At 64.2% G+C, this 16,929-nt stretch carries 13 protein-coding genes; 1 reads left to right on the top strand and 12 read right to left on the bottom strand.

Annotated elements, in window-relative coordinates:
• Positions 1 to 4 precede the first annotated feature (4 nt).
• The 11 genes from tssE to tssH form a co-directional block, all read right to left on the bottom strand.
• Positions 5 to 526, bottom strand: a complete 522-nt coding sequence (tssE, locus tag DIC66_RS14705) for a type VI secretion system baseplate subunit TssE (protein ID WP_420820498.1) — start codon at positions 524 to 526, stop codon at positions 5 to 7.
• Between the two features lie 98 nt (positions 527 to 624).
• Complete coding sequence (locus tag DIC66_RS14700) at positions 625 to 1,539, bottom strand: type VI secretion system accessory protein TagJ (RefSeq protein ID WP_117178506.1); 915 nt, start codon at positions 1,537 to 1,539, stop codon at positions 625 to 627.
• Positions 1,536 to 2,714 (bottom strand): TagK domain-containing protein, encoded by a 1,179-nt coding sequence (locus DIC66_RS14695; RefSeq protein ID WP_117178504.1) that lies wholly within the window; start codon positions 2,712 to 2,714, stop codon positions 1,536 to 1,538. Before DIC66_RS14695 ends, DIC66_RS14700 begins: the two co-directional genes overlap by 4 nt.
• Complete coding sequence (locus tag DIC66_RS14690; protein WP_233505933.1) at positions 2,711 to 3,499, bottom strand: TagF domain-containing protein; 789 nt, start codon at positions 3,497 to 3,499, stop codon at positions 2,711 to 2,713. The genes DIC66_RS14695 and DIC66_RS14690 overlap by 4 nt, the downstream gene beginning before the upstream one ends.
• A gap of 34 nt (positions 3,500 to 3,533) precedes the next feature.
• Positions 3,534 to 7,769, bottom strand: coding sequence for a type VI secretion system membrane subunit TssM (gene tssM / locus DIC66_RS14685; RefSeq protein ID WP_117178500.1), 4,236 nt, complete (start codon positions 7,767 to 7,769; stop codon positions 3,534 to 3,536).
• An 18-nt stretch (positions 7,770 to 7,787) separates the two neighbouring features.
• Positions 7,788 to 9,143 carry a type VI secretion system protein TssL, long form gene (gene tssL, locus DIC66_RS14680; RefSeq protein ID WP_117178498.1) on the bottom strand — a complete coding sequence of 452 codons (1,356 nt, stop codon included), beginning with the start codon at positions 9,141 to 9,143 and terminating at the stop codon, positions 7,788 to 7,790.
• A gap of 25 nt (positions 9,144 to 9,168) precedes the next feature.
• Positions 9,169 to 9,723: a type VI secretion system lipoprotein TssJ gene (gene tssJ, locus DIC66_RS14675; protein ID WP_117178496.1), complete on the bottom strand. Its 555-nt coding sequence runs from the start codon at positions 9,721 to 9,723 to the stop codon at positions 9,169 to 9,171.
• A gap of 98 nt (positions 9,724 to 9,821) precedes the next feature.
• Positions 9,822 to 10,304 carry an Hcp family type VI secretion system effector gene (locus tag DIC66_RS14670; protein WP_117178494.1) on the bottom strand — a complete coding sequence of 161 codons (483 nt, stop codon included), beginning with the start codon at positions 10,302 to 10,304 and terminating at the stop codon, positions 9,822 to 9,824.
• A 49-nt stretch (positions 10,305 to 10,353) separates the two neighbouring features.
• Positions 10,354 to 11,847 carry a type VI secretion system contractile sheath large subunit gene (gene tssC, locus DIC66_RS14665; RefSeq protein WP_117178492.1) on the bottom strand — a complete coding sequence of 498 codons (1,494 nt, stop codon included), beginning with the start codon at positions 11,845 to 11,847 and terminating at the stop codon, positions 10,354 to 10,356.
• Positions 11,848 to 11,903: 56 nt separating this feature from the next.
• Complete coding sequence (tssB, locus tag DIC66_RS14660; RefSeq protein ID WP_117178490.1) at positions 11,904 to 12,422, bottom strand: type VI secretion system contractile sheath small subunit; 519 nt, start codon at positions 12,420 to 12,422, stop codon at positions 11,904 to 11,906.
• Between the two features lie 131 nt (positions 12,423 to 12,553).
• Entirely contained in the window at positions 12,554 to 15,253 is a 2,700-nt protein-coding gene (gene tssH, locus DIC66_RS14655) for a type VI secretion system ATPase TssH (RefSeq protein ID WP_117178488.1), read from the bottom strand.
• A 464-nt stretch (positions 15,254 to 15,717) separates the two neighbouring features.
• On the opposite strand from tssH, the gene DIC66_RS14650 reads away from it, so the two are divergent.
• The gene (locus DIC66_RS14650) at positions 15,718 to 16,359 is read left to right on the top strand and encodes an MBL fold metallo-hydrolase (RefSeq protein ID WP_117178486.1); all 642 of its coding nucleotides are present in this window, start codon (positions 15,718 to 15,720) and stop codon (positions 16,357 to 16,359) included.
• Here DIC66_RS14650 and DIC66_RS14645 read toward each other — a convergent pair.
• Complete coding sequence (locus tag DIC66_RS14645) at positions 16,356 to 16,928, bottom strand: 5-formyltetrahydrofolate cyclo-ligase (RefSeq protein ID WP_117178484.1); 573 nt, start codon at positions 16,926 to 16,928, stop codon at positions 16,356 to 16,358. The genes DIC66_RS14650 and DIC66_RS14645 overlap by 4 nt on opposite strands.
• Position 16,929: the final 1 nt, after the last annotated feature.

The following is a 16,929-nucleotide window of genomic DNA, read 5'->3' as shown; positions in this document are numbered from 1 at the left end:
TTTTTTAAGTGGAGTGCTGCAGCGCGATGCGGTTGGTTTCCAGGTCCACCTGGCTTTGCACCGTAAACTCCAGGGGATAGGGTTGCATCTGGATGTGGCCGGAAATCTCGAAGGTGAGCACGTTGTAATGGGCGCTGGTCAGCTCTTTTTGCAGCGGACGCACGACCAGCGTCTCGGGCATCAGGCGCGGCTCAAAACGCAGAATGGCGCGGCGGATCATGGCTTCAATATCAGCCCATTTCTTTTCGGACAGGTAGCCCCCGGCCAGCGCGGGCACGCCGTAGTTGATGGTGGAGCGGGCAGCCTCGGGGTAGCGGGCGCTGTCAATCAGGTCGCTCTGGTCGGTGGTGTTGAGCAGCAGGGCCAGGTCGCGCTGCACGATCTGGCGCATCTGGCTGCGGCTGCTGGCATAGGCTTCGGGCGCTTCGACCGATTCGCTGGGCGCGTCGTCGCACAGGCGGTCAAACAGGGTGGGCAGGTAGCGCCGCTCGCTGCGCCTGGATGTGGCGGACACAGCCGAGGGCAAGAGCCGCGCACCTGGATGCAGCCCCCCCTGGAAGACCTGCAGTGGCCTTCCAGGGGGGGCTGCCGGGCCCGGGTTGGCCAGGGTGTTATCGCGCACGTTCATGCCGACCCCTGCTGCGTGTGGTCACTGTCCATGCGCAGACTGCGTATGCCCAGCAGGGGAATGTCGCCTTCGGAGCCCATCAGGGTTTTTTGCCCCAGCGCAAACACACCGGTTTCACCCACGTCCTGCCAGCGCGTCAGGCGCGCAAGCATGAGCGCATCGCGCTGGCTGCTGCCAATTTCAGCGGCGATGTTTTCGGTGCCGCTGTAGCGCGCCGGTACAAAGCCGCGCAGAGCCTGCGCACCGGCCTGGGTGCCGCACAACTGCAGTGTGATGGGCAGCCACACCAAGTCAAGCAAGCTGCTGGGCTGTGCCACCTGCAGGGAGGCAATGTCGGCAAAGGCCAGCCAGCGGTAGCCCCCGGCCAGCATGCATTCGAACACCGGGCCCAGCCGCGTGTCGGTATCCCCGATCCAGGCAAAGGCCTGCTCGGTGCTGCTCTGTGCATCCGCGCCATCGCCTTGCTGCGCGCAGACCCCGGCGCTGGTGGGCGCCTGCTCCAGGGCAGCGCTGCGCAGGCTGTCGGCCTGCCCATGGTCGCCGCTTGCATTGGCAGCAATGGCGCGCGCCAGGTCTTCCATCCAGAAGGGGCGGTCCACCACCGGCACCGGCAGCAGTTGCCCGGCAAACACCTCGGTGCGCTGGGCCTCTGCGCGGATCAGGCTGCGCAGCATCTGTGCCTTCGCATGCCAGGGGGAGTCCTTGCCATCGACCAGCTTGGCGCCCACCTGCAATTGCTTTAACGCTCGCTCCCATTGGCCCATGACGCAAAGCATCTCGGCCAGCGCCCAACGCTGGCTGGCACTGCCAGGGGCGTTGCGCACCTCTGACTCCAGCCGGGTCAGGGCATCCTGCAGGTTGTTGTCAGGGTTGAGCTGACTGAGCAGCATGGGAGAGGTAGTGGACTTCATGGCGTCTGGGGATTGGGATTGGGCAGCTCCTGGCCACCGGTAAAAGGCATGGCGCTGTCCACCGACAGGCTGTGGTGTTCGCGCAGGGTCAGGCCCGGCAGGCTGCGCCGGACCAGACTCTCCAGCGAGTCCTGCGCGGTGCTGCGCATGTGCTCGGGCGCGAACAGGTGCAGGACACTGTCAATGGGTTCGGGTGCCAGCACGTCCACATTGCCCAAACCATCGAGCCCCTGCATTACCGAGGCAATGCTTTGCTGCTGGCCCAGAAAATCGTCCAGGCTGGGGTTGCTGCCTGCGGCCTGCATCCAGTGCTGCAGAGGGTCGATCTGGCGGGCCTGTGTGCCGCGTACAAGGTCCTGCCACTGGTCGTCGGCATCGGCGCGTTCGGGGTTGAGCAGCTTCTCCAGGTAGCGGGTGTGCAGGGAGCTCAGCAGGTCATCCACCTCGGACTGTGCGGCTTCGGGGCGGTCCGCTCCATGCTGGAATTGCGCCAGCAGGCCCGAGACTTTTTCGGCGTAGCTGGTGGCCACAGACTCCTGAAGGGCTGCGGACTCTGCAAGCGGATCGGGGGGCTCGGGGAGCACGGCGTGCAGCACCGGCGCGGCTGCCTGCAGCGAGGGCGCTGGCTCCTGTGGCTCGAGTGAAATCAGATCCGCAAAGTCCGAACGCTTGAGCCCCTGACGCTGGGCATCGGTCAGCGCGACCGTGTCGCCGGGCGCGTCCAGGTCCGTCAGCGCAAAGCCTGCGTCGCCCTGCTCGGCGGCCCGGTCGCCTGGGCGGGATGCATCCCCGTCTGCCACATCGGATGGACCCTGTGATGGCTCCAGGCAGACCAGCAGCCGCAGCAAGCCGATCTCGATTTCATCGCCGTGGTCCAGCCTCAGCTGGCTGCCTGCGGCCAACACCTGTGCGTTGACGCTGCACACCAGATCCGCACTGCGGTTGCCCAGGCACCAAACGGGTTGTTGCACGGTGCCCGTGCGCTGCAATATGCACGACTGCACCTGCGCCAAGAAGGTCGGCTCTACGCCTTCCAGCGCAGACAGGACGTGATCCAGGCTGACCAGGCTGGCTCCGGGTGGCCACTGCCAGGAAAAATCCACCTCCTGGCCGCGGTGCTGCAACACCAACAGCTCCAGCCGCTGCGCTGCATTGGCAAGGTGTACTGTGTTCATGTGCGGGCTCCCCACAGGGCGGACAGGCTTTCGCCGGCATTGACATAGCCGCCGCGTATGTCCTGCTGCCAGAAGGCGTGTGCAGGTCTGTCGGCGCGCAAAATCTGCTCAGGCCAGGTGGCCCAAGGCATGCGCCGCACACCTTGCAGGCCGCGGGCAGCATCGGCTGTGTCTTGTGCGCAGTAGCTACGCAACAGAGCGTCGAGTTGCACGCTGCTTGGCGTTGGCACGGGTGCACCTACCAATTGGCGCCAGCCGGGCGTATGGACCTGCCAGACACTATCCACCGCGCGGGTGAGCGCCTCCCAGTCCTTCTCAGCCGCATGGGTACGGGCGGCAATGCGTGCCAACCAATACAGCATGTCGTGCGGGCTCTTCACCGATGGATCGGACCAGGTACGGCGCAGCCAGGCGGGAGAAATTTGTTGAAAGATGATCAGGGGACACGGTCTACCCACCTGGTCTTCCGAGGCCAGCATCACACCCTGTACACAGTGCGCCGGCGAAAAAGGCAGAGCCCCGGGCGGCATGACAAAGGCCACGGGGACTGCCCCCAAATCAGTCACCACCTTGCGTGGCTCCAAAGTCAGCCAGCCGGTCTCACCCGGAACAGCGCGCAGCGGACGCTTGTCGGACTGCGATACATGCCTTGGGTTCCAGACGCTACCAACCCAAGCCTGCCAATCCTGGGCTTGCGCGGGCGTGCAGCGGTGGCGCAAGAAATCTCCATGCGTTGGCAGCTTGCCCCAGATCGCCAGAGGCGCGGCCAACCAGCGCTTGCTCATGAATTCTGAAAGGGCAAAAGACATGGGCCGCCCATCAAATCGCGCGCAGCGGGCAATTGAAACTCTTGAGCAGGGGGCTGCTCAGCGGGTTCACACCGCTGCTGCCCACTTCCAGTACGGCACGGCGGTTGTCGAACAGGAACTCCACCGCCACCCGCCCGGAACTGGCACCGGTGACGATGCGTCCGCGCTCCATCAGATGCAACAGCGCCCAGGGGCCGCGCACCGAAATCACCGAGGTGTCGGCCTTGATGCGGGGCTGCGCGCTGATCTCGGCCATGGTGCCGCCGCGCGTGCCGGGCCACTGCACCTGCAGCGCCTGCACCGGGCCGTGGGCATAGCGCTGGCTTTGGCCGTCCATGTCGAGCAGCAGCTCGGTGACGGTAGGGTCCAGACTTTGCACACTCACATCAAGCTTCCAGGCCATACGCTTGGCGCCGGGCTCCTTGAAGTAGGCCTCGCGGATTTGCTGCACCTGGGCAAAGAAGTCGGGGTTGGGCCCGCCCGCTGCCAGCAGCTTGAGCAACTCACCCGTCAGCGTAGGGCCGTTGGCCACGGCGGCTGGTGCTTGCCCGTTGGCCAGGCTTTCGGTGCCCACCAGGGCCAGGGCCGAGGCAGCGTTTTTGTACTTCCAAGGCCGTGCGCTGGTGTCCACCAGTGGGGCCAGGAACTTGGTGAAGTATTCATCGGCCGCACCACCGGCGGCGAACATGGCGTTGAAGTCATCCACCTCTACCTCCTGTGTGCTCTGGGCAAAGGGGTAGCGCCCGGCGATGTTGCGCTTGCAGGGCTCGCCTACGGTGAGCGCCAGCATGCCCACCAGCCGGTCCATCTGCGCACGCGCCTGCACCTGCAGGATGGACGCCGCGCCCTGAGCCACCTTGTCGGAGCCATTGGCGCTCACCCCCAGCAACACCTCACGAAACGGAGCAGGCAGTTTGCCGGCTTCAATGCGGATCTTGGTGGCCGCCTCCACCCCAGCCGGTGGCAGCGCGCCGGAGCTGATGGCCGTGTCGGCCACCACCAGCGCGGTGTAGTACTCGTTGAGCAAATTGGTAATGCCGTCCAGTGCCGGTTTGCCGCCGGGAATGGCGGCCCCTTCGGTCTGGCCGGTCACCACTTCGCGCAGGGCCGAAAAGCGTTGGTCCACCAGCATGCGCTCCGTGCGCTGCTCGGGCCGCAGGCCGAGGTCCTTGCTGACCTGGGCGGTCTTTTTGTCGAGCTGCTCGGTGGCCTTGTCAAACAGGGATTTATCGGCCTCGGCGGTAGTCTGCAGGGGGCGCGAGAGCGTGGTTTCACGCGCCACCAGACGGCCCAGGCGGGCCAGTGGCGAGTCGGGCGCGGCCAACTGGCGCAGCACATTGAGCTCAAAGGCGAGCGAGCCACCGCCCTCGGTGCGGATGATGCGCAGGTCTGCCAGGTAATCGGTCCACAGGTCGGCGTAATCCTCCAGGTACTGGCGGCGTATTTCTTCGGTCAGCGCGGCCGTCTCGGGGCTGGCACTGGCGCCAAACTCCAGCAGCTTCTTTTGGCCGGGTACGCCTTCGGTGCGGCCCATGACCCAGGCGTCATCGGCCTGGGCCACGGCCACCAACTCGGGCAGGCGCTTGGCAAACAGCGCGTGGTAGCCGTCATAGGTAAAAAAACCGGACACCCCTTTCTCCAGTGTCTTGCCCGAGGCCCGGCTGAACAGGGTGCCAGCCTGCGGCCCCAAGGCGCGCACCAGGGTGAAGTCTTGCGGCGCGTCGGGCAGCAGGGCAGCCTTGGTGCGCTGGTAGAGGCGCTGGCTGCTGGAGCTCATGTCCAGAAAACCGCGCACCTGGCGCACCAGCGCCTCGTCCCGTGCGGTGGCGGACTGCACCAGGCGCTTGCCGGAGAACATGTCTTCCAGGTGCGAAACCATGGCCGTGCTGTTGCCAAAGCTGGCGGCCAGGCCCGGGCTGCTGTCGGCAGCCTTGAGTGGCAGCAGCTTTTCGGACTTGGGCTGGGCGGCCAGCACATCGCGCGGGGCCACGATGGGCGCAACCGGGCGGGTGGCTGCCTCACGGGCGGCGCTCTCCTTCACAGCCCCTTCCTGCCAGTCGGTCAGCACCCAGGTGCGCACTTCCTGCGCGGCACTGGGGGATGCGCTGTAGTGCTCCTTGTCGTGCAGCAGCAGGTACACATGCAAGGTGTCATAGGCCGCTTTGGAGTCACCGGCCTGCACCGCGCTGCGCATGACCGCTTCCATGCGCTGGGTCAGCACCGGCAGGATCAGCCGGTCCTGCAAATCACCATAGGCGCTGTGCGCGGCGTCGGCCACGGGCTCGGCGGCGTACAGGCCATACAGGTAGGCGCCGGACGGATCACCCAGGTCCAGACCGGAATGCATGGGCAGGGCTTGTGCCAAGCCCAGCACCTCGATCATGCGGTCGGTGTTCTGGTGGCTGACCAGGGCGCGCATCTTGTCGGTCAGGGTTTCGGTCTTGCTGCCGACGTCGTCCAGGTACGACTGGTTGTTGGTGTGGCTGAGCAGCAGGGCACCGGCCAGCCACAGAAAGGCCACCAGCACCAGCAAATGCCCCACCAGGCGCAGCAGGCGAAAGCGCGCCTCCCACTTCAGGTTGGGCTTGACCAGATGCGCCTCGGGAAACACCACGCGTGTCAGCGCGTCGCTCATGAAGAAGCTGCGGGTGCTGCTGGCGCGGCCCTGGGTATTCACCATGGCAAACACGGGGGCGGGCTCGTTGCCGCCCAGGCGCGCAGCCAACCCGGCGAGGGCCAGCTTCAGGCGCGGGACCAGCGCGCGGTGGTCTGCAGTGACCTTGCGGTCTTCGAACTGCATGGCGCTGGTGAAGTACACGCCACGCAGCGTGTGGGTGAGCTGCGTAGTGTCAAAGCGCGAGTCGGAGAACACGGCATCAAGCAAGGCGGTCAGACGCGGCGCCAGTGCCGCCAGTTCATGCGGAAGCACATAGAGGGCCTGGCGGCGGTCCAGCTCAAACTCTTCCTGCAGGCGCGTGGCCACACCATCCGAGACGCGGCGCTGCAGGGCGGTGAGCTCACGCTCGATTTGCGGCGCCAGTGCCTTGGGCGTGCCCCGGCCCTGCTCCACCCAGGGCAGCGTAAAGCCCCAGACCTGCGCGCGCGCCTCGGTGGTGAGGCTGGCAAAGTACTCGGCAAAGCCGCGCAGCAAATCGGTCTTGGTCAGCACCACATACACCGGGAAGCGGATGCCCAACTCCTGGCGCAACTCGCCCAACCGTGCACGCAACTGCGCCGCGTGCGCCATGGCCTGTGCGTCGTCATCGCCCAATAGCTTGGCCGTGTCCACCGCGAGCAACGCACCGTTGATGGGGGCACGCGCGCGCGCCTTGCGCAACACACCCAGAAAGCCCTTCCACTCGGCCGCGTTGGTCTGTTCCTGCACGCTGGCATCTACTGGCTCGGCCGGGCCTGCGCCGTCCTTGGGCGGGTTGAGACGCTTGAAGCCCCGCCCGTCCTGCGGGTTGGTGTAGCGGCCCGCGGTATCGATGAGCACCGCCTCGTTGGTAAACCACCAGGCGCAGTTCAGGGTGCCCGCGTTTTGGGACAGCGTCATCTGCGCGCTGGCCGTGCCCATCTGTTCGGCCATGGGGAACTTGAGCCCCGAGTTGAGCAGGGCCGAAGTCTTGCCCGCACCGGGTGTGCCGATGATCATGTACCAGGGCAACTCGTAGAGGTAGCGCTTGCCCTCCACCAGCCGGCGCAGGGCCGCCCACACCGAGCCAGTGCCGCCGGCCATGGTGCTGTGCATTTGCCGCAGTTGCGCCACCGACTTGCGGGCAATGTCGGCAATGGCGCGCACCTCGTCTTTGGCCAATGCCTTGGGCGCATCCTTGTCCTGTCCGAACAGGCGTTTGGCAAAGGCCTCGTCGCTGCGGATCAGGTTCCACAGGGTGTAGACGGCCCACACCAGGTAGATGAAGGCAATCACCGAGATGGTGACCGCGCGCGCCCACACTGGCTCGAGCGGGCGGAAGTTGGCAAAGGCCAGCAGCGGCCCGGCATGCCAGACCAGCAGGCACAGGCAGGTGACGCCGATGACGCTGAGCGTCCAGCCCATGAGGGCGAACACCACAAACACCAGCATCAGGCAGATGGTGGTGACGCGAATGCCCACGCTGGCCAATGGATGCAGTTCGCCAAAGGCCAGCAAGGGCCCGATGAACCAGACGGCCAGTGCCACCAGGATGAGTGCCAGAAACGCCAGAATAGCGCGAACCACGGGTGATGCGAAAAATCCCTGCATGTTGTTCTCCCCTTGTGTTTATGGAATGGCTGGAGCCGACGCGCCTGTCTGTGCAGCGCTTGCCGTATCCAGGGTGCTGACTTCGATCTCCACGCGCCGGTTGGCAGCGCGTCCGGCATCGGTGGTGTTGGGGCCCACGGGCTGGCTGTCGCCTTTGCCCAGGGCCTGCAAGCGCGCGGCGTCCAGACCCTTGGCCTGCAGCACACGCACCACACTTTGGGCGCGCTTTTCAGACAGCGCCTGGTTGCTGGGGAACTCAGGTGTGGCGATGGGCTGGTTGTCGGTATGGCCGATGACGCGCACCGTGCCGCTGACCTGCTGTATGGCGCCGGCCACCTTGTCCAGAATGGCCAGACTGCCGGGGCTGAGCTTGTCCAGGCCACCGGCAAACATGCCGTCGCCCGTAAACACCACCAGCGCGCGCTCTGCGTTTTCATCCACCTTGAGGCGGCCTTGGGCAATCTCGGCTTGCAGCAGGGCGGCCAGGTTCAGGTTGACCGGCTTGCGCTGGGGCGGCGGCTGCAGCGAGGCCAGGGCCTGGATGTTTTTTTCAACTGCGGCGGTGTGGCTCAGCAAGCCGTATTTGTACCAACTGAACTGCGCAAACAGCGCCAAGCCCAACACGCTGGCCGACACCCACACTGGTACCGAGCGCAAGAGCTTGAACTTGCCTTGGCCCACGCCCTGCCAGTGCGGCGAGAGCTCGCGCGCCACGGGCTCACGGCCGGACCACACCATGGTGTAGAGGCGGTGGCGAATGGTCTCAATCATGCGGTGGCCGTCGGCCTGCACGCGGTAGTCGCCCATGAAACCCAAACTGAGCAGGTGGTGGATCACCTCCAGCACCGGCATGTGCTCTTCAGGTGCATTGGCCAGGCGGCCAATCAGCAAAAACACCGTCTTGCCGCCCTGGCTCTCGCCATGAAACTGGTTGAGCAGGGCCTGGGTGGACCACATGCCGGTATTGCCCGCCTCGCCACCGGCCCAGGGTTTCTGGCTGATGGCCTCATCGAGCGCGGTGCACAAGGCATAGCGCACCGCCAACATGTGGTCGCGCCGCAGGTTGGCCTGCTCGCACAGCCGGGTGTAGGTTTGCAGCTCCTGCGTGAGCAGCGTGTGCAGGCCATGCAGGCCCTCGGCATGGAGCTCCCGGGGCAACTCGGCCAGGCTGCGCAGCAGCACGCTGGCGGCTTCCAAGAATGGGTTGCGGTTTTGCTCGATAGCCAGCAGCACGTCAGACAAGCGGGTGTCGTGGTTGGGGCCGGGTTCGAACACCAAAGCAGCGTCCGTGCCCTGGATGGCAGGGAAACCGGACCCCGGCTCGCCACCGCCGGATGCGCCGCCTGTGTTGGGAAATGGAATATCGTTTTTCATACGATCCTTTGGGTTTGGGTGGGCCTCAGGGCTTTTCGATGACTGCAATGCCTTGCGGCTGCAGCTGGATCAGCAGCTCGGCGCGGTTGGCCGGTAGCAGCATGCGCATCCAGGAAGCGGCGGGCGCCTCCTTGAGCTTGTAGGTGGTGCGCCAGGTGGCGTTGGGCAGATCGCGGTAGCCCGCCAGCACGCCAATGGCCGTGGTCTGGGCATTGCTTTTGCGCTCGATGCTGCGGCTCTCACCCGGGCGCAGAATGAACTCGTCCTTGGCCAGCATGTCGGCGGCCAGCGCGATCTTGTCAGAGGTGTCCAGGCTGAAGTAGTCGGCTTCGGAAAACGCGCTCGCATCCTTGAGTTCGTAGATGCGCACCTTGATGGGCGAAGGCCGCAGGCTGGTGTCCGGGTTGACGCCGGGTGCCGCCTCGATACTGAGCATCAGCTTGGTCTGCTCCTTGGCCTCCTGCGCATGCGCGGGCACCATGCAGCACCAGCCCAGCAACGAGGCGAGCACACCCAGGCGCAGCAGCTTTGCAATGCAACGTGCAGCGCTGGCTGGCAGGTTTGACAACAGTGGGTCCATGTCCGCTCCGATCGCTTGGGGCAATGTGTTGAGGCAATTTGCAGGGGGCAAGGTCTGCCAACACCCGGAGAGCAACAGCCCCCCGGGGGTTTTCAGAATCAGGCTTCCTTGTTGAGCTTGATGTCGAAGCCAGCGGTCACCGCACCGCCAGAGCCACCCTGCTGGTTTTGCACGGTGTATTCCTGCTTGACCTTGGCGAAGGACATGCTGACCTGCTCCTTGATGGTCTCGTCGCTGGACATACCCGAGGGCTGCACGTTGGTGATCACCACATCGGTCATGGTGATCTTCAGGTACTCCAACGGGCTGCCGCCGGCCTTGCGCACAGTGAGCTTGGCTTCGGCGATGTGCTTGCCGGTCAGGCAGAACTTCATCAGGTTGGGGCTGGAACGGTCCACGTTGTGCACGAAGCTCAGGTCGCGCACAGTGGCCTTGCCGGAGCCGCCACCCGAGCCCTGGTGCATGTTGGACTCTTGCAGGACCTGCCAGCTCCAGCTGCTCACATCGATTTCGTTCTTGTGCGCGGAGTCCTGGCTTTCGCCGTCGATGCCGCCGATTTTCAAAAAGATGTCTTGTGCCATTGAAAGGTTCTCCAGTTAAAAATTGAATAAGAAAGTTGCGAAATGGGGATCAGGCAGCAGCCTTGACCGAGGGCAGCTTGGCCACCAGGCGCAGGCTGACCGTCAGGCCTTCAAGCTGGAAGTGCGGGCGCAGGAAGAACTTGGCGCTGTAGAAGCCGGGGTTGCCTTCCAGGTCTTCCACCACCACTTCGGCTGCAGCCAGGGGGCGGCGGGCCTTGGTTTCGTGGCTGGAGTTGGCGGGGTCGGCATCCACGTAATTCATGATCCAGCCGTTGAGCCAGGTCTGCATTTCCTCGCGTTCCTTGAAGGCACCCACCTTGTCGCGCACGATGGACTTGAGGTAGTGCGCAAAGCGCGTGCTGGCAAACAGGTAAGGCAGGCGGGCCGACAGGTTGGCATTGGCCGTGGCATCGGCATCCATGTATTCCTGCGGCTTTTGCAGGGACTGCGCACCGATGAAGGTGGCGTGGTCGGTGCCTTTGCGGTGCACCAACGGGATGAAGCCAGCCCGGGCCAGTTCTGCCTCGCGGCGGTCCGAAATAGCGATTTCGGTGGGGCACTTCATGTCAAAGCCGCCGTCGTCCGTGGGGAAGGTATGGCAGGGCAGGTTTTCCACCGTGCCACCGGACTCCACACCGCGGATCATGGTGCACCAGCCGTAGAGCTTGAAGCTGCGGTTGATGTTGACGGCCATGGCGTAGGCGGCGTTGTTCCAGACGTAGTTTTTGTGGTCTGCGCCCTGGGTGTCTTCTTCAAAGTTGAAGGCGTCCACCGGGTTGGTCTTGGCGCCGTAAGGCAAGCGACCCAGGAAGCGCGGCATGCACAGGCCCACATAGCGCGCGTCTTCGGTGGCGCGCAGCGAGGCCCACGCAGCGTGGTCCTGGTTGCCGGTGATCTTGGCCAGATCGCGCGGGTTGGCCAGTTCCTGCCACGAGTCCATTTGCAGCGTGCTGGGTGCGGCGCCGGCAATAAAGGGGGCGTGGGCAGCAGAGGCAATCTTGGCCATGGCGCCCAGCAGTTCTACGTCGGGCGGGGTGTGGTCAAAGTAGTAGTCGGCCACCAGGCAGCCATAGGGCTCGCCGCCGAGCTGACCGTACTCTTCTTCGTACAGGCGCTTGAACAGCGGGCTTTGGTCCCAAGCCACGCCCTTGTAACGGCGCAAGGTGCGGCGCAGTTCGCTCTTGCCCACATCCATGAAACGTATCTTGAGCATTTCGTCGGTTTCGGTGTTGGACACCAAATGGTCCAGGCCGCGCCAAGCTGACTCCACGCGCTGGAAATCAGCGTGGTGCATGATCAGATTGATCTGCCCGGTGAGCTTGTGGTCGATCTCGGCAATGATGGCTTCAATGCTGGCGTAAGCGTCGTCGCTCATGGTGACGGTGTTGCCCAGCGCCTGTTGGGCCAGGGTGCGCACGGCAGCCTCTACGGCTTCGCGCTGTTGCTCGCCCTTGGGTTTGAATTCACGGTCCAAAAGGCCGGTGAAGACGCTGGGATCGGCGTACTGGGTGGAGCTGCCAGAAACAGCAGTTTGGGTGGTCATGGATGGATGTCCTTGGGTCTAGGGGTTGATCGATGCGGTGTGCAGACCTGCGTCCATCAGGAATGGAGTTCCTGGGCTGCAGGCTTGGGTGCAGAGGCCAGCGACTTCATCAGGGCCGGGTCGCCCAGCAGCTTGCGCACCAAGTCTTCGGCTCCGGCCTTGCCATCCATATAGGTCTGCAGGTTGGAGAGCTGGGTGCGCGCATCCAGCAGTTGCTTGAGTGCATCGACCTTGTTGGCCACGGTGGCGGGCGAGAAATCGTCCATGCTCTCGAAAGTAATGTCGACCATGACATGGCCTTCGCCGGTCAGGGTGTTGGGCACACTGAAGGCCACGCGCGGTGCGATGGCCTTCATGCGCTCGTCGAAATTGTCGATATCGATCTCAAGAAACTTGCGGTCTTCCACGCCGGGAAGAGGCTCGACAGGTTTGCCCGACAGATCGGCCAGGACACCCATCACAAAGGGCAACTCTATCTTTTTTTCGCTACCGTAGATTTCCACGTCATATTCAATTTGCACGCGTGGAGCACGGTTGCGCGCAATGAATTTCTGACTGCTGTTGCTGGCACTCATAGTGATTCCTTCAGGTTGATAAGAAGCGGATTGACCGGGCCACCCAGACCGGCCGGTTGAAGTCCGCCACGCACGAGGGTTCGTGCCAGGCAGAGGTGAGGGGTTGGGACAAATAGACGCATGGCAGTGCCTCACGCATCCCCAAAAATTTGCAGCTGCAGGCCTGCCGTAGCTGGCAGTGAAAGACCTGTTGCACTGGCTCCGCGGGGCTCGGAGGCCGCCTGCAACACCATGCGGCGGATCACCACGTGGTCCTGCATGGCCTGCAGCCAGGCCTGGGCCAACTGGGTGAGCACATGGCGCTCTATGAACTGGTTGATGCGCCGCGCGCCGGTTTCGTGCGTACCGCACTGGCTGACGATGTGGGCCGTGGCGGCGGCGGTGCAGCTCAGGGCAATGCCGTGCTGCTCCTGCATGCGCGCCACCACCTTGGCCAGTTGCAGTTCCACAATGCTTTCCAGCAACGCGCTGGACAGTGGCAGATACGGCACCACCGACAGGCGCCCCAAAAAGGCCGCCGGGAAGACCTTGCGCAGTTCGGGCTGCAGCAGGTCCACCAGGGCTGCGGGTTCCGGTGCCAGCTCCGGGTCTTCGCAGACCTGGCTGATCAGCTCGGAGCCGGTGTTGCTGGTGAGCAGGATCAGGGTGTTCTTGAAGTCGATGACACGCCCCTCGCCGTCTTCCATCCAGCCCTTGTCAAGCACCTGGTAGAAGACTTCATGCACATCGGGGTGGGCCTTTTCCACCTCGTCCAGCAGGATCACGCTGTAGGGTCTGCGGCGCACGGCCTCGGTCAGCACACCGCCCTCGCCATAGCCCACGTAACCCGGGGGCGAGCCCTTGAGGCTGGAGACGGTATGTGCCTCCTGGTACTCGCTCATGTTGATGCTGATGAGGTTGTGCTCACCGCCATAGACGGCCTGTGCCAGCGCCAGCGCCGTCTCTGTTTTGCCCACGCCGGAGGGACCCACCAGCAGAAATGTGCCCAGCGGTTTGTTGGGGTCGGCCAACCGGGCCCGCGCGGTTTTGACCTGCTGCGCAATCTGCCGCAGCGCCGGGTCTTGACCGACCACCCGCTTTTGCAACTGGGCCTCCAGCGACATGACCGCAGCCACGTCGTCACGCACCATGCGGCCCACTGGGATGCCGGTCCAGTCGGCCACGATGGCGGCGATGACGCGCGCGTCCACCTCGGTATGGATGCGCGGCTTGTCGCCCTGCAGAGCCGCAAATTCACGCTCCAGCGTTTGCAGTTCCTGCGTCAGCGTTTGCCTGGCGTCCACACGGGTGGGCTGCTGCAACTCTTGGCGCTTGGCGAGGATGGCGGTGCTCAGTGCGGACTCTGCGGCACTGGTCTGGGCAAGCTGTGTTTGGGTGGCGTCTGCCACCGCGCGCTCTGCCTGTAGTTCCGCCAACGCGGTACTGCGGTCTTTGCCCATGGCCGCCTCTTGGGCAAGCAGATCACACTCGCCGTCCAGCGCGGCCAGGCGGGCCTGCAGGTCTTGCAGTTCACGCGAGGGGGTGTGCAGCGACATGGCCACACGGGCGCAGGCCGTGTCGAGCAGGCTGATGGCCTTGTCGGGCAACTGGCGCGCCGGAATGTAGCGGTGCGACAGGGTGACCGCGGCGCGCACGGCCTCATCCAGGATGGCCACGCCGTGGTGCCTGGCAAAGGCAGGCACCAGGCCGCGCACCATGGCGATGGCTGCGGCCTCTTGCGGCTCCAGGATTTGCAGCACCTGGAAGCGCCGGGTGAGGGCCGGGTCTTTCTCGATGTGCTTTTTGTATTCGGACCAGGTGGTGGCACCGATGGTGCGCAGGGCGCCGCGTGCCAGCGCGGGTTTGAACAGATTGGCCGCATCGCCCGTGCCCGCCTGGCCACCGGCGCCCACCAGCGTGTGCACCTCGTCCACAAACAGGATGACCGGTTGGGCCGAGTCGGTTGCCTCCTTGAGCACTGCCTTGAGGCGCGACTCAAACTCGCCGCGCATGCTGGAACCGGCCAGCAGCGCGCCCACATCCAGGCTGAGCATGCGCACGGCATGCAGCGCTGGCGGCACCTTGCCGCTGGCAACGGCCAGCGCCAACCCCTCCACCACCGCCGTCTTGCCCACACCGGCTTCGCCGGTGAGCAGCGGGTTGTTCTGGCGACGGCGCAGCAGGATGTCGACCATGGTGCGGATTTCGTGTTCGCGGCCAATCACCGGGTCTATGCGGCCCTCGCGGGCCAGCGCCGTGAGGTCGGTGCAGTACCTGGCCAGGGCCGACTTGCCGTCGTTTGCCGCTTCCATGGCGCCACTGGCTTCGCCGGGCACCGCGTCGGGCAAATCGGTGTCGGCCAGTGCGGCATCTGCATCTTCGCGCGAGCCTGCAACCAGCAGTGCAAAGTCAGCGCTGGCTTGCAGCGGAGGAATCTTTTGGAAGGCGGGCGAAATGCCCAAGATCAACCGGCGCAGCTCGGGCGTTTGCAGCATGGCTGCCAGCAGCCAGGCGCCGCGTATGCGCCGCTCGTTCATGGACAGGCTGGCAAAGACCCAGGCGCGCTCGATGGCGCTTTCAATCTGGTGGCTGAAGTCGTTGAGGCCACTGGCGCCGTTGGGCAACTGGGCCAGTGCCACCGTCAGGTCTTTTTCCAGTTGGGCGGCGTCCATCCCATAGTGCTGCGCAATGCGGTGTACGTCGCCACCCGGCGCCTGCCACAGTTGGTGCAGCCAGTGCACCACTTCCACATAGGGGTTGCCACGCAATTTGGCAAAGGCGGTGGCCGATTCGATGGCGCGAAACAGCTCGGTGTTGAGCTTGCCAAACAGGACGCGGCGGGGAATGTTCATGTGCCCAACTCGCAAAAAAGGCGCAGCACCGAGCCTTCCCGAAGCTGCTGACTGACCCTCGTGTTTGCTATGACCATGACTACCAAAACCTTCACCTGTTTAAAAATGTGCTGAAGAAGAAACCATTTCAAATACCCATCCGCTCATTCCCAAAGCAAACCATCCGGGGCAACCAAAGTGGGCTGACCACAGGCATGCCGCAGCGTGGCAACGCGCCTGCTTGAGGCCTGTCATGCAAACGACGCGGCCACGGTGTGGGGATTGGGAGTTGAGCCCCGCGTCCATACACCACGGGGGATCTTTCAATGGGCCTGCCGCTGTGAAGAGCGACGCGGACACTGGTTCTCAACGGATCAGAATATTTTTGTTACCGGCCGACTATGGATGCCTCTTTGACACAGCAAGTGGCACTTTGTCCTTCGTTGGACAGAGTTTGAAAACAGGGGCAAAAGGTATCATTCGGCATGCTGCAATACCTCACCGTCCCCGTCACCCCCTTCCAACAAAATTGCTCGCTGGTCTGGTGCGACCAGACCCTGCAAGCAGCCGTCATAGACCCGGGTGGCGACTTGCCGCGCATCCTTGCCGAGGTGAAGCGCCTGGGATTGAAGCTAGAGCAGATATGGCTGACGCATGCGCACATCGACCACGCAGGTGGCACGGCTGAACTCTCGAAGCAACTGGACCTGCCCATCATCGGCCCGCATCCAGGCGACCAGTTCTGGATTGATGGACTGGCCGCGCAGGGCAAGCAATTTGGTTTTCCCCATGCTGAAGTGTTTACGCCGACGCGCTGGCTCAAAGATGGCGATACGGTGGCCATTGGCAACAGCACGCTCCAAGTGCGCCATTGCCCGGGCCACACGCCAGGCCACGTGGTTTTCTATTCTCAGGAGACCAACCGTGCCTTTGTGGGAGATGTGCTGTTTGCGGGCTCGATTGGCCGCACAGACTTTCCGCAGGGCGACCACGACACGCTGATTGCCAGCATCAAGCAGCGGCTCTGGCCCATGGGCGACCAGACAGTGTTCATCCCCGGGCACGGGCCGGAGAGCAGCTTCGGGCGCGAGCGCCGCAGCAACCCTTATGTGGCCGACGCAGTCTAGGTCTTGAAGATACCGCGCTCGGTGACCACGTAGTCCATGGCCAGGTCGAAGCTTTGCGGACGGATGCTGTCCACGCGCGACAGCTCAAAGGCCACGCCGATGGTGAGCGGGCGCGGTGTGATGCTGGCCAGCGTGCGGTCGTAAAACCCGCCGCCATAACCCAGGCGAAAACCCTGCGCGTCAAACCCTACCGGCGGCATGATGAATGCCTCGGGCTGCACCACCTCGGTACCGTGCGGCACCGGGATGTCATAGACGCCGCGGGCCATGGCCACGCCGGGCCACCAACGTTTGAAGCGCAGGGGGGCGGCCTTCTGCACGACCTCCGGCAAGGCTGAGGTGGCACCCCGTTCACGGAATTGGCGCATGGCGTTGCGCGGGTCAAACTCTCCCTGAAACGGCCAGTAGATGCCAATGGTCATGCTTGCCAGCTGCGGAAAGCCGTCCACCAGATGGCGGGTGATGGCGGTGTTCCACGCCTTGCGGTCGGCGTCTGAGACGGCCTGGCGCCGCTCCAGCAGTTCCTTGCGCAGGGCAGCCTTCCAGGCCTTGATGTCGTCGGCCTGCATG

Source organism: Rhodoferax lacus, assembly GCF_003415675.1.
Classification (GTDB): domain Bacteria; phylum Pseudomonadota; class Gammaproteobacteria; order Burkholderiales; family Burkholderiaceae_C; genus Allorhodoferax; species Allorhodoferax lacus.
The sequence above is the reverse complement of the archived record's forward strand: the minus strand, read 5'-3'. Positions and strand labels throughout refer to the sequence as shown.